Origin of the sequence: Niallia sp. FSL K6-0212, assembly GCF_038007605.1 — a bacterium.
GTDB classification, from domain to species: Bacteria; Bacillota; Bacilli; order Bacillales; family Cytobacillaceae; genus Niallia; species Niallia circulans.
Map to the genome: position 1 here is coordinate 2,547,730 of NZ_JBBOXL010000001.1, position 12,957 is coordinate 2,560,686.

Annotated in this window: 14 protein-coding genes, 1 tRNA gene and 1 pseudogene; 8 read left to right on the forward strand and 8 right to left on the reverse strand. The window is 35.0% G+C overall.

The genetic code is table 11. From position 1 onward, the window contains the following. The first annotated feature begins 45 nt into the window (after positions 1 to 45). The 3 genes and pseudogenes from spoVAE (at position 46) to MHH96_RS12110 (ending at position 1,121) form a co-directional block, all read left to right on the forward strand. Positions 46 to 402, forward strand: a complete 357-nt coding sequence (gene spoVAE, locus MHH96_RS12100; RefSeq protein ID WP_095258848.1) for a stage V sporulation protein AE — start codon at positions 46 to 48, stop codon at positions 400 to 402. Between the two features lie 219 nt (positions 403 to 621). Continuing rightward, positions 622 to 705: pseudogene (locus tag MHH96_RS12105) on the forward strand (YjcZ family sporulation protein); the annotation flags it as partial. Between the two features lie 161 nt (positions 706 to 866). Further along, entirely contained in the window at positions 867 to 1,121 is a 255-nt protein-coding gene (locus MHH96_RS12110; protein WP_047942421.1) for a stage VI sporulation protein F, read from the forward strand. A 108-nt stretch (positions 1,122 to 1,229) separates the two neighbouring features. On the opposite strand, the gene MHH96_RS12115 is transcribed toward MHH96_RS12110, so the two are convergent. After that, complete coding sequence (locus MHH96_RS12115) at positions 1,230 to 3,560, reverse strand: ATP-dependent helicase (RefSeq protein WP_341117418.1); 2,331 nt, start codon at positions 3,558 to 3,560, stop codon at positions 1,230 to 1,232. A gap of 161 nt (positions 3,561 to 3,721) precedes the next feature. On the opposite strand from MHH96_RS12115, the gene MHH96_RS12120 reads away from it, so the two are divergent. Next, the gene (locus tag MHH96_RS12120; protein WP_047942419.1) at positions 3,722 to 3,979 is read left to right on the forward strand and encodes a hypothetical protein; all 258 of its coding nucleotides are present in this window, start codon (positions 3,722 to 3,724) and stop codon (positions 3,977 to 3,979) included. Positions 3,980 to 3,985: 6 nt separating this feature from the next. On the opposite strand, the gene MHH96_RS12125 is transcribed toward MHH96_RS12120, so the two are convergent. The 4 genes from MHH96_RS12125 to MHH96_RS12140 form a co-directional block, all read right to left on the reverse strand. Then, positions 3,986 to 4,669: a YetF domain-containing protein gene (locus tag MHH96_RS12125; protein ID WP_047942418.1), complete on the reverse strand. Its 684-nt coding sequence runs from the start codon at positions 4,667 to 4,669 to the stop codon at positions 3,986 to 3,988. 163 nt (positions 4,670 to 4,832) lie between these two features. Next, entirely contained in the window at positions 4,833 to 5,258 is a 426-nt protein-coding gene (locus MHH96_RS12130; RefSeq protein WP_047942417.1) for a GNAT family N-acetyltransferase, read from the reverse strand. A 6-nt stretch (positions 5,259 to 5,264) separates the two neighbouring features. Continuing rightward, positions 5,265 to 5,774 carry a YjcG family protein gene (locus MHH96_RS12135; protein WP_047942416.1) on the reverse strand — a complete coding sequence of 170 codons (510 nt, stop codon included), beginning with the start codon at positions 5,772 to 5,774 and terminating at the stop codon, positions 5,265 to 5,267. A 197-nt stretch (positions 5,775 to 5,971) separates the two neighbouring features. Further along, a complete protein-coding gene (locus MHH96_RS12140; RefSeq protein WP_047942415.1) occupies positions 5,972 to 6,697 on the reverse strand; it encodes an alpha/beta hydrolase in 726 nt (241 codons plus the stop codon). 209 nt (positions 6,698 to 6,906) lie between these two features. Here MHH96_RS12140 and MHH96_RS12145 point away from each other — a divergent pair, with 209 nt between their 5' ends. Together MHH96_RS12145 and nrdG are read left to right on the forward strand one after the other, a co-directional pair. Next, positions 6,907 to 8,751, forward strand: a complete 1,845-nt coding sequence (locus MHH96_RS12145) for an anaerobic ribonucleoside triphosphate reductase (protein WP_341117423.1) — start codon at positions 6,907 to 6,909, stop codon at positions 8,749 to 8,751. Continuing rightward, positions 8,748 to 9,236 (forward strand): anaerobic ribonucleoside-triphosphate reductase activating protein, encoded by a 489-nt coding sequence (gene nrdG, locus MHH96_RS12150; RefSeq protein ID WP_047942412.1) that lies wholly within the window; start codon positions 8,748 to 8,750, stop codon positions 9,234 to 9,236. Before MHH96_RS12145 ends, nrdG begins: the two co-directional genes overlap by 4 nt. Before the next feature lie 143 nt (positions 9,237 to 9,379). On the opposite strand, the gene MHH96_RS12155 is transcribed toward nrdG, so the two are convergent. Further along, on the reverse strand, positions 9,380 to 9,910 hold the full coding sequence (locus MHH96_RS12155) for a DoxX family protein (protein ID WP_047942411.1): 531 nt from the start codon (positions 9,908 to 9,910) through the stop codon (positions 9,380 to 9,382). A 268-nt stretch (positions 9,911 to 10,178) separates the two neighbouring features. Here MHH96_RS12155 and ssuE point away from each other — a divergent pair, with 268 nt between their 5' ends. Together ssuE and MHH96_RS12165 are read left to right on the forward strand one after the other, a co-directional pair. Continuing rightward, positions 10,179 to 10,706 (forward strand): NADPH-dependent FMN reductase, encoded by a 528-nt coding sequence (gene ssuE, locus MHH96_RS12160; protein ID WP_047942410.1) that lies wholly within the window; start codon positions 10,179 to 10,181, stop codon positions 10,704 to 10,706. Between the two features lie 125 nt (positions 10,707 to 10,831). Continuing rightward, positions 10,832 to 10,903, forward strand: a tRNA-Val gene (locus MHH96_RS12165). 146 nt (positions 10,904 to 11,049) lie between these two features. Here the strand turns inward: MHH96_RS12165 and MHH96_RS12170 are convergent. Beyond that, on the reverse strand, positions 11,050 to 11,271 hold the full coding sequence (locus MHH96_RS12170) for a hypothetical protein (RefSeq protein WP_047942409.1): 222 nt from the start codon (positions 11,269 to 11,271) through the stop codon (positions 11,050 to 11,052). Positions 11,272 to 11,415: 144 nt separating this feature from the next. Continuing rightward, on the reverse strand, positions 11,416 to 12,834 hold the full coding sequence (locus MHH96_RS12175) for a polysaccharide deacetylase family protein (protein WP_061797419.1): 1,419 nt from the start codon (positions 12,832 to 12,834) through the stop codon (positions 11,416 to 11,418). Positions 12,835 to 12,957: the final 123 nt, after the last annotated feature.

The following is a 12,957-nucleotide window of genomic DNA, read 5'->3' on the forward strand; positions in this document are numbered from 1 at the left end:
CTCTGTAGAATGCTTATTTATAAAAGAAAGAAGGAGGAATCTATTATGCTTCCAATGTTTTTTTGGGCCTTTGTGATTGGTGGTATAATTTGTGTCATTGGTCAGCTTATGTTTGATGTTGCAAAGCTCACGCCTGCACATACATTAACAACATTAGTTGTGGCTGGTGCAGTTTTAGATGGATTTGGACTATACGAGCCGTTTGCTGACTTTGCAGGAGCAGGTGCGACAATACCAATTTCAAGCTTTGGGAATGCCTTAGTACATGGGGCGATGCAAGAAGCTGAAAAGCATGGCATTATCGGTGTACTAACAGGTATGTTTGAAGTGACAAGCTCTGGAATATCAGCAGCAATCGTATTTGGCTTTATAGGAGCACTACTGTTTAAACCTAAAGGATAATGCAGTATATCTTATAAAAGAAAAGCAGACACGGAAAAGTGTTGCTTAAACGGAGAAATAAATGATTAACTCTGTGACAATCGTACATTCTATTCGTTAATAGTAGCTTGCCTACACATAAACTTCAATTCCCCATATTCTGTTAAGGAGTACAAGGAGAAGCGAGGTGATGCAGGAATGTGTTATGGCGGATATGGCTATGGCGGCGGCTATGGCGGAGGAGGATATGGAATTTCTTCTTTTGCATTAATCGTTGTTTTATTTATCCTTTTAATTATCGTAGGAGCTAGCTTCTACAGCTAATTCATTTAGTCATTGGGAAAAGGAGTTCTCTTGCAAAGAGAGCTCCTTTCCATTTTATTTAAGCGCTTTGTTCATTTTTTGTTTTCTTTTTCTTGAGTTTTCACCTTTTATTCTTTCCTTCATAGAATATAAAGTAGCTCATCGAAGGAGGAAACACAGGTATGAACAATAATTTCTTTAAAAACATTGAGTCTAAAACTGGCGTTAATATGAAGGATATTTTAGAACTAGCGAATTCCTTACAAAATGCTAATTTTAAAGATGAAAAAACAGTAAGAAGTGTCATTCGCAGAGTATCACAAATTGCTGGAAAATCTGTTCCTAAGCAAACAGAAGATAAGATTGTTGAATCAATTATTAAAGATGGCAAACAGCTTGATTTTAATACATTATCTAAAATGATTAACAAGAAGTAAAAATGAAAAAGGGTAGCTACTCGAATTGACGATATAGTTACCCTATTTTTTCCTGTTAAATGATTCTTGTAAGAATGTATCTCAGTAAGGCTTGAATTACTGATTCTATTATAATAGTCGATTCTTTTCAGCTGCATTAATAGCAACCATAGTCAAGGGTGATAAAAAACGCGAAGCCTTTGCTTTTTTTCCTCTTAAATACATAGGAATCGATAAATATAGTTCTTGTTGGGCCCTTGTCATCGCAACATAGAGAAGGCGACGTTCTTCTTCTATCGGCATGAAGTTATTATTGCGGATCGATTCTAATGCAAAGTCATGGGGAATGGAACCATCAACCGTACCAACAATGTAGACTGTTTTATATTCTAAACCTTTGGCGCGATGAATCGTGCTTAATGTGATTACATTATCTTCGTTTCGATATTGCTTTCGTAATTCTTCATTCATGGCAGTCATATGGTCTGTATATTGAACAAATTCTTTAATCGATTGGAACTTACGTGCAACAACCTTTAAATCGCGAATATCATCAGAGCCTTTATCCCATTGATTTCCTTCGTTTCCCCGTTTTTTTATAAATTCCTGAAAGCCTAATTCCTTTTCAATATAATTAATAGCATCTAGAGGAGAATAACGAATTAATCGTTTTACTATTTCTGGAATCTTTTTCAATCTGCTTTCTTGAAAAGCGAATCCTGTTTTAATAAAAACTAGGCAATCTAAAAAGCTGCAATCTTCTAATATACTTATTGCTTTAATATCCTGTAATACCGTTTTTTTTAAGAATAGGCTCGGGAGAATATCAGCAACTGCTTGCTGGTCATCTGGATCATGAATGAGCTTTAAATAAGCCATCATACTTTTCACAATAAACCTTTGATAGAAAGAACCTGCCTCTTGTTCTAAACGAAATGGCAGACTGGAAGAAGCTAATCGCTCAAACATGGCACGGCTATTTGTATTAGTTCGAAAGAGAATCGCAAAATCCTTCGGTTCATAGCCTGTCTTTATTTTCTCCTGAATATCGGTCAAAATCATCGTAGCTTCTTCTTCCTCATCATAAGGATAGAAGGCAATGGGAGTTTGGCCAGAATAGCCAGTTATCATTTTTTTTGCTCGTCTCTTCGTATTTTTACTGATTGTAGATTTAGCGATGGATACAATTTCTTGGGAAGAGCGGTAATTATAATCAAGAATAATCGTTTTAGCATTTGGATAATCTTTTTCAAAATCTAAAAGGTATTTTGGATCACTACCACGAAAAGAATAGATAGATTGATCATCATCTCCTACTGCATAGATAGAATGAGCTGACCTTGCCATTAGCTTCATCCATTCGTACTGAACTTTATTGATGTCTTGAAATTCATCTAATAAGAAATGAGTAAAACGCTTTTGATAGGTTTCTAAAATAGCTGGATTTTCAAGAAAGAAATGATAGCCGCCCAGAAGCATATCATCAAAGTCATATAAATTTCGCTGTATTTTTTTTGTTTCATATCCACTATATAGCTGGGCAACTTTCTTTTCCCAGTCATTAAGAGGCTCTATTTCATGGGGAAGAAGCATACTATTTTTCCATGCACCGATTAATTGAAGAGCTGCATCGAAAGGGAAGTCTTTTTCATCTATTTGCCTTTCACGGGCAATTTCCTTTAACAAAAGCTCTCGCTGCCAATTACTGCTTAATAATTTATTTCGCTGCCATTTCTCCCGTTCATGAAAAATTAAAATTTGGTAGAGAATGCTATGAAAAGTCCCAGAAACAATTTTTTGCACAATCCCTTTATTCATCATTGGATAGTGCAAGAGTCTTTCCTTCATTTCATTTGCGGCTTTATTTGTGAAGGTAACGAGCATGATGGTTGACGGATTTACCTTTTTCTCCTGTATGAGATAAGCTGCTCTCATTGTTAACACTCGGGTTTTCCCACTTCCGGCCCCTGCAAGAACTAGAATGGGGCCATCATCTATTGCGACAGCCTCACTTTGTGTAATATCAAGAGAATAGCCGTTTTGTTTCAGTGTATTTAAATAAGATTCTTTTGGAAAAGTAACTGGTTGACTAGCAGCGACATCAGATGTATGGGTAATCGCCTTTATAGACATAGGCGGTTTAAAAGGAGTAATTTCTGTATGGTCTTTGGAAATATTTCTACTCTTAGGAATCCGGAACCCATTTCTTTCTTCATAATCGGTTTCAGTCATAGCAGCTTGTTCCTGTGCAACAGCAGATGCTTCTGTCATACAGGGCTGTTTAGCTGAATAGTGATAAAAATAGGGAGTACTTTTTAACCCTAAATAAAGTTTTACTGCTTCTCCACATACAGAGCATGCGAGAAATCCATTTTTGCCAGCTTCATAAATTTTCTGTAATTCTTGTCTGTCAATGGTATTTAAGGAAATAAGTCTATCATAATAAAAAGCTGTTAACATAGGAAACCTCGAATCTATTAATAAATCTGTAGCTGTACATAAGTTTGAAATAATATCTATCATATCAAAAACAGATGATTGTTTAAAGAGTAGAAAAGGGGTTTGCTTTTTGGAAAAGAAGGGAAAAGGATAAAATAATAAACTAGAAGGGACAGATTCTGATGGGATATATTCTGCCAATTTCTCATTATCAAGCCGAGCAGTACGCGGTCAGAGACATTGTAAGCAAAACACGGAATTATAAGAAAGAAGAGATTTATCCAGCGGCTAAAATCGTTAATTTTTCTAACAATCTAGAGTTAAAGTATCCTTCTCAGACGTCTTACCAGAAGAAACAAAGGCATGAAGAACAAGTAGCCAATGAGAAGTTAATTGCAGAACTAACTGGAAAAGGCACTTATTTTCATGCACAAATCTAAATTGCTTTAATTCATTTGGTAGCTTTGCACATATAAAGGCGATCCTTCCTGCCATTCGGCATAGAGGATATCTTTTGGAGATTGAACATTTTGTTTTTTCAATTCTTGCATTAATTGCTCTTCATTCCAACCGATTCGAGGTAAATTTTCTTTGATGATTTCGCCATCAAGAATAACACTTATTGGAAGAGCTGTGATTTCCAACGATAAATTCATATCTTGCTTTGTGGGATTCCTGTATGCTGATTTCTTGAGTACACTTATCGTCCCATCTGTTTCTAAAATCGCATAAGCACATTCTGCTATTGAAAAAACATCTTTTGCACGAAGTAAATGTTGTAATTGGTTAATATCCAAATGATTTTTCTGTAATTCCTTAAAATCAATCTTGCCTTTATTGATAACAATGGATGGTTTTCCTTCTAAAAGTTGTCTGGTTTTCCGAAACTTTTGGGTGATGAATTCTGTTATGTAAATTAATCCTCCCCAAACAAGAATAGAGTACATTATTTCTTTTATTCCTGTCTCTGTATCATACATAGCATTTCCGACAAGCTCTCCTAGTACTAAAACAGAAACAAAGTCAAAGGTAGTAATTTGCGTGATTTGTGTTTTTCCTAATACTTTTGTTAAAAGCAGCAATAAAATATAGCCGATAATTAGTTCGCTAAATATATGTGTGAATTCCAATTCAACTCACCCTTTCCTCCATCTATTGTAGGCAGATGGAGGAAAATTAAACCTCAAACCTCTGTTTTCGATAATTGCGGAAACAAAAAAGGCAGCTCTATGGCGGATAATCACAAGCTTTAAAGGTAAGCTGTGCTTTCAACCATTGGGCAGCCTTAAAATTTTATAAATGCTTAATCATCGTTTTATGTGGAATACCAGCATCTAGGAATTCATCCGAGATGACTTCATATCCTAGTTTGCTATAAAAGGGAATTGCCTGTGTTTGGGCATTCAGTTTTAAGGCAGGAGCCCCATTATTTAAGGCATATTCCTCGATTTTATTCATAACGGCTTTTCCAGCTCCACCTTTTCGATTAGTGGAGAGGATGCAGATTCTTTCTACCTTTCCGTATTCATCAAATGTCCGGTAACGTCCAGCACCAATAGGTTTTTTGTCGTCATCATAGAGGACAAAATGAACGCTATCCTCTTCATATGCATCTATTTCTTCTTCTATTGGTACATTCTGCTCCTGTACAAAAACAGTTTGACGAACATAAAAGGCATCTTTTAACTCTTTATCTGTTTTAACGATAACTACTTCCACTTTCCACTATTCCTTTCCTAAACGGAATGTTTCATAGACTGTCCAAGAGCCATTTTCCAATTCATATAGCAAATGGAAACGATCCGCTGTTTCTTCAAAATGATAGTTTTGCATGCGTAAATTACTGTATAAGTCTAAATGTTCATCACTCGATAAATCCTGCCCAAGTGTAATATGCGGCACAAATGGATGCTCTGGACTAACACCCAATGTACTGATTAGTTCTTGGTGAAGATGTTCTAAGTCTGTACTTGGTTCAATCTTTAAATAAACAACATTGCTTACGGGTTTAAAAGAACTGACCTTTGTCACTTTAATGGGAATAGAATGATAATGACTTGCAATCGTTGCTAGTTTTTTACTTACTTCTTCAATTTCCTCATTATTAGCTTCAAAATCACCAATTAACGTGATATGTGGGGGAATTAAAGCGTATTTCGGGTCATATCTTTTTCGAAGTGAATTAGCTAAATCCTGCAAATCCTTACCAGGGAAAATAGCAATACCGTATTTCATTCGACGAACCTCCATTTCAAAATAAAAGAGTGTACAAAGATATAGAAGATAGACTATCTATTATTACGATTTCAATGTTCTATATGTAAGATATTATAACAAAATTAGTCATTTAAGTTCAAAGATTTCAGAAAAAATCCTAATGGTTAACGAGATACTCCGTTAGGTAATAAAAACAGTCAATCGAATGCCCTTTTTTAAGAAGGAAACATTTTCAGGAGCATTTTTGCAATATAAGGCTGCCAATATTTCCATGTATGATCCCCATTAAATTCTTCATATGAATAATCAGCATTTGTTGTTTGCAAAACATGAGATAATTCTCGGTTAGGAGTCAGAAAATCCTCTGTTGTGTTGATGGTTGTTTTTACAGCTGTTTCCCCTATACCGATAATATGATCTATTTCTAGTAAATGAAAAGAATCGAATTTATGAACAGCATCAAAGACGCCATCATTTACTAAAGGGGATTGCAACATAATTTTTCCAAAAGTATGCGGATATTTTAAAGCGGTCATGAATGATACAGTTGCCCCTAATGAATCGCCAATGAGTCCACGTCCCATTCCCATTTGGAAGGTGGGAAACTGTTTATCTAAATAGGGAACAAGTTCATGCGCTAAGAAACGAATATATGCTTTATTCTGTGCGCCATCAGGATGATATTTCCTGCGACGATCATGAACAGAGGAATAGGGGATTCCAACAATAATGGTATCCGCAATTTGATGATTGCCATGTAATTCATCAGCTACTCTGCCGATTCGGCCAAATTGAAAATAATCTTTCCCATCTTGTGCAATAAGTAAATGATATTTATAAAGAGGAGAAAATGCTGGTGGGAGATAGATTAATAAAGTCACTTCTTCTCCTAATTCTTTACTAAAGATAGTTTCCTCTTTAATTGTCCCTTTTGTTGTCATAGTTATCCTTCCTTTATTACGGATGATTTTACAATTAGTTTATCAATAAAAGCACTTTGTGAATAGTATAAAGCTAGAGCGATAGGAATTTTTCTATGTTTGTATTTCTATATATTGTGTATTTTTTGTGAAATAAACACAATATATAGTGAAATGATGATTCGTTCTATTATAATGGATAAGGATTCCTTTAGAATGGAGTGAATTAAATGAGTAATGAAGTTCAACTATTAAATCAATTTGTAGAAATAATTAACAGCAACAATCAAGACTTTATCCAAGAAAATGCAAATGTAGATGGAATGTCGCCGATGAGTCATATGATGCAATTTGCTGCGACAGCTTCTAAATATTATACAATGGAACATTTATTATCGGAAAAGGTAAAACAATCACATGAAGAAGGATATATTCATATTCATGATCTAGACTTTTATTCTTCTGGTACTACAACATGCTGTCAAATCCCGTTGGCCAAAATCTTAAAAAACGGTTTTAATACTGGTCATGGATATATGAGAGAACCAAAATCAATTATGAGTGCAATGGCTCTTACTTCAATTATTTTGCAAGCTAATCAAAATCAGCAGCATGGCGGACAATCCATCCCTATGTTAGACTATGATCTTGCGCCATATATACAGAAAACATATAGAAAAAATAAAGAACGATTAAAGGAGGTAATTCAAAAAAAGGAGGAACTAGAGAAAAAGGCCTGGGAATGGACAGAAAGAGAAACCTATCAAGCTTGTGAGGCATTTATACATAATTGCAACAGCATGCACTCCCGCGGCGGTGGACAGACGCCATTTGTTTCTGTAAATATAGGAACAGATCAATCAGTAGAAGGAAGAATGGTGACAAAGAATTTATTATTGGCAACCCAAGCAGGACTTGGGGCAGGAGAAACGCCCATTTTTCCAATTATCGTATTTAAAGTAAAAGACGGAATTAATTATCAAAAGAATGACCCCAATTATGATTTATTCCGCTTAGCGATGGAGACGACAAGTAAACGATTATTTCCCAATTTTGTTTTTATAGATGCCCCATTTAATTTAGCTTATTATAATGGCACTCCTCAATCAGAAGTCGCCACAATGGGGTGTCGCACTAGAGTGATGGGAAATATCCATGGAAGTGAACAAACAATAGGAAGAGGGAATTTATCTTTCACAAGTGTTAATCTTCCTTTATTGGCTTTAGAGTCAACGACGGTAGAATCATTTTTCCGCAAACTGGATGAAACGATCGACTTGGTTATTGATCAACTCCTTGAAAGATTTTATTATCAAGGAAAGAAAAAAGTAGCGAATTTCAAGTTTTTATATGGACAAGGTGTTTGGCAAGGCGGAGAAGAACTGAATGTGGATGATCCACTAGAAGAACTTCTGAAGCAAGGTACATTATCGATTGGGTTTGTTGGTTTAGCGGAATGCCTAGTATCCTTGCTTGGTGTCCATCATGGAGAAAGTGAAAAGGCGTATGAAATTGGTTTACGTATTGTTCAGTTTATGCGCCAAAAGGCAGACAAAGCCTTGGAAAAATATCAGCTAAACTTCTCTCTTCTTGCAACTCCAGCAGAATCCTTCGCTGGAAAAGCATTAAGAGCTGCTCGAAAGAAATTTGGGATTATTAAAGGGGTGACAGATAGAGAATACTTTACGAATAGTTTTCATATTCCCGTTTATTTTCCCATTTCTATTCATGAAAAAATTCAGCGCGAAGCACCGTTTCATGCGTTAACAAATGCTGGTCATATTACGTATGTAGAATTGGACGGCGATGCCAGTAAGAATGTAGACGCTATAGAAATAATCGTACGGACGATGAAAGAGGCAGGGATTGGCTACGGAAGCATTAATCATCCAGTGGATCGATGCATGACTTGTGGACATAAAGGAATAATCGATAATGAATGCCCAAATTGTGGGGAGGAAAATGAGAACCAGATTGAAAGGATTCGGAGAATAACTGGTTATCTTGTTGGATCACTTAATCGGTGGAATAATGCAAAACGGGCAGAAGAACGGGAAAGGGTCAAACATCGATGAGAGTGTTATCGATTGTGGAAGACAGCATAGTAGATGGTCCAGGTTTGCGAACTACTATCTTTTTTGCAGGGTGTACGCATTATTGTAGAGGATGCCATAATCCAGAAAGTTGGAAAATAAATGGCGGAACAGAAATGTCGATTGACGAAATAATGAGGAAAGTAAAGCAAAATCCCTTAAACGATATTACCTTTAGTGGCGGCGAGCCCATGCTACAAATAACAGAGCTTAAGCAATTAGCTAAGGAATGTAAACAATTAAATAAAAATATTTGGTGTTATACTGGATTTCTTTGGGAAGAATTGAGAGCAGCCCAATCTGATGAATTTACCCAACTAAGTATGTATGTAGATGTTTTAGTAGATGGTCGGTTTGTGCTAGAACAAAAAGATTTAAGTTTATTATTTAAAGGAAGCTGCAATCAACGGATTATTGACTGTCAAAAAAGTCTAAAAGAGGATAGGGTTTGTTTAATTAATGAATGATAAGAGAGAGGAAGAGGCCGTGAGATAATTATTTTCACTAAATATAAAACCGAACAATTATACGTAAATGTTAAGGGAAATCGTATAATTGTTCGGTTTTTTTCTTACAGGTCATCCGCTTAAATTTCCTAGCAACTTTCTATTTATGTTAAACGAGGTTTTTTTGTAAATTCTGCATTATGATCTTCTTTTTTAAAGATTGTTTTTCTGATATATGGTAATACCCATCGATCTAATCCGTAGTAACCTGCATTTGCTCCAGCAAACATAATGATCATGCCCATTAAGATATCTGTTGGGTTATGAGAGATGGTGCCTGCAAGCAAGAAACAGAAATTCATAATGACACCAAAGAATGCTGCTGCCGTTGTTAAACAACCTAAAATTAACCCAAGACCAACTAATACCTCCCCAATTGGTACGAGCACATTAAATAGTCCAACATTTGGTAAAGCAAATCCTTCGACAAAACTTGTATACCATCCATAAACCGCGGTTCCGTCTGGTCCTGTAACTGGATTAGTAACGGCATTTGTTAAAAATCCAGAAGCGTCAAATCCTCCGCCAGTTAATTTACCAAATCCAGAAGTAAACCAAGAATAACCTAGCACCAAACGTATAATGGTTAAAAGCCCAGCTGCGACTTTATTTTCTCTTAAAAAACTCATAAACATAAAAATCATCCCTTCTTTTTTTGTTTTTATTATTTACAAGTTAAATATATCAAATACTCTTAAGAAAAAAGTGAGATTGTGATTTAATTCACAATATGTACAAAAGAATATGACGGAATTGTGAACATATTTATATGGAAAGTAATAAATATTGCATTTAATTTAGAAATCACCATTTCAGCACGGTTCTTCTTTTTCGTGTTAGAATAATGGATAAATAAAAAACATCGTTTTTATAATGGGAATTTATTATAAAGGAGAGGCTTTCATGACAACGGTAACCATCATAGCTGGTGGACATAAAATAGACTCACGATTAACAGGTATTTTACAATTTGCGGTAGATTATTTAGGAAAGAAGAATGTGGGTGTTCATATTATTCAAGTTCATCAATTACCAAGTGAGGCCTTAATTACAGCAGATTTTATGAACAAGGATATAATAGAGGCAAGACAGAAAGTAGAACAAAGTAATGGTGTCATTGTATTATCACCTGTATTTCAGGCGTCTTATTCCGGAATTATTAAGACTTTTCTTGATTTATTGCCACAAAAGAGTCTTCGAAATAAGGCAATTCTTCCGCTGATGCTAGGAGGAACTATTGCCCATCTATTAGTAATGGATTATGCTTTAAAGCCTGTATTAGCAAACCTAGGTGCTACGAATTTATTAACTGGAGCTTATGTAACAGATAATCAAATTGCGAAGCAAGACAATCAAAACTATGTTTTAGATATCGATTCAGAAGCAAGGATTACGAATCAATTAGACCAGTTACTGGAGGGAATTCAATAATTATGGAAAAGTGATGGCAGACCATCACTTTTTCTATATTTTCCTAGAATGTGGAGAGAGGACATGGTATGATAAGGACAGAAGCAGAATTTTAAAAGATGCAGGTAATAATAATCTATAATCATGACTTGTTAGCTCAGTGGGAGAGCACTTGCTTGACAGGCAAGGGGTCACTGGTTCGAACCCAGTACAGGTCATTATAAAGGAACGTAGAAAAAAGCTTCTCATTAGAGAAGCTTTTTTCTTTGTAAACGTACTTCAAAATTTTATTAATTTGAATAGTCCTGCTAACCAAATACATAATAAACAGCATTTTTTAAGCAACTGGTAGATGCGGAAAATATCAATACCATGGTCCTCTATTTAACGGTACATTTGGACCTAAGTAAGGGTAATAAGCTTGAGTTCCTTGTGGCCTTGGAGCAATATAATACATTTGTCCACCAATCAGATAGTAATAAGAGTTTTCCTTTCCAAGAAGTTGTTGGTTCCATGCTCCATATGTCGGCTGGGGGAAGTTTTGATAAATTACGCCATCTAGCCCAGTGATAATGGTTGGCTGCATATGTTTGCCTCCTTTATTTTTAATTTATCTTATGTGAAGTTTGATAAATAGATAGTTGTTTCCTGGTTATAAAGAAAAAAGCACCAAAAATTTTGGTGCTTACAAAGATTGATTTTATTATAAAACAAAAAATCTATTACATTTTTATTTACTATTTCTCTCCTCCTGTACGGCCCTTAATTGAGAAATAGTTACAAGTTGATACCCTTCTTTCGTTAGCTTTTCAATGATTTCCACTGCTGCATCAGCGCTTTTTTCATATATATCATGCATAAGAATAATGCTTTCATCACTCGCTGCTTTCATAACTTTATCAACAATTTTCTTTTTCGATGGATGTTTCCAGTCTTCTGGATCAATGGTCCAAAGCACAATCTCTTTATCTAGTTCTTTTTTTAGTTCAGGCTGAATGGCTCCATAGGGCGGGCGAATAAGGGTAGGTTCCATTCCTGTTACTTTTTTTATTAAATTATCTGTATCTTGAAATTCCTTTAAGGCTCTCTTCTTATTCATTTTAGTGAGAAGCGGATGATTCCATGAGTGATTCCCTATTTCATGCCCGTTCTCAATCGTTTCCTGAAGGATGTTTGGATAATATTGAACCCGCTCACCAAGAACAAAAAACGTAGCATGGCCATTATATTTCTTTAATGCTTTGAGAATTTTTTTTGTTGGTTTATTACTTGGACCATCATCGAATGTTAAAGCAATGACTTTTTTTGATGGATCAATTTTCGCTCCTTCTGGTAATTCGGTAGCCAATTTTTTCGGTTTTGCTTCTGCAAGTAAATTTTTATTTTTCTCTTCCTCTTGATAGATTGCTAGTAATTTATCTTGTAAGATATCTTTTTTGATGGCAAGTTCTTGAACACCTAGTTTTTCTGCAGCAATTTGGTTAGAAGGAAAATAAAAAAGGATAGAATCATTTAGAATCGCAAAGTGTTGAAAGTTATTTTCATTTGGTGAAGTTCCTTGTTTTACTAACGCTTTGTCTGTTGCTAGGTCTTTATCCTTTATTAATTCGCCATAACTGATTTTTGAAAGGAGAAATAGATAATTGCTTTTTTCTTGGAAAATGTCTTTTAATGAAAGCTGTTTATGTGTCTGTAAATCAAATGTTAAACTTTCTGTTGTCAAATTCCCTTTAGGTCCTGTAATATATTCAAACGTCTCAAAAAGAATCGAGATTGTTTGTTTGCTGTAATGCGTAATCGTGTAGGAAATATGTAAGGAAGTTTCCTGCGTAACCGGAACATTTGATTTCTGAATTCGTTTATCATATTCGGTAATTTTGCTTGTAATATATTTTTTCAATGCAGCAGTGATTTCTTCATCTGGAAGGATTGGATAGCTGGTCCAGTAGCCTCCATGCTTTTCATCTTTAGTATATGAGTTTATTTCAATTGTCTTATAATTTTGATCATATTGTATTTTGACCTCTGGCTGTTTTTCTGAGGGTTCAGCAGCCTGTTTTTTGTCACTATCGAAAAATTTGAAAATAAATACTAAAAGAGTGAGGCAAATAAAAAGTATGAAAATATTTCTCCATTTTAAGCGTTTCATGTTGTTAACTCCTTACTTGAAAATAAAAGATAATGCTTTATTAATATAGACGTAATAGAAGGGGAAATGGTTTTACATTTAATTAAATTCTTCAAAAAAGATTAATGGCAATATATATTACAG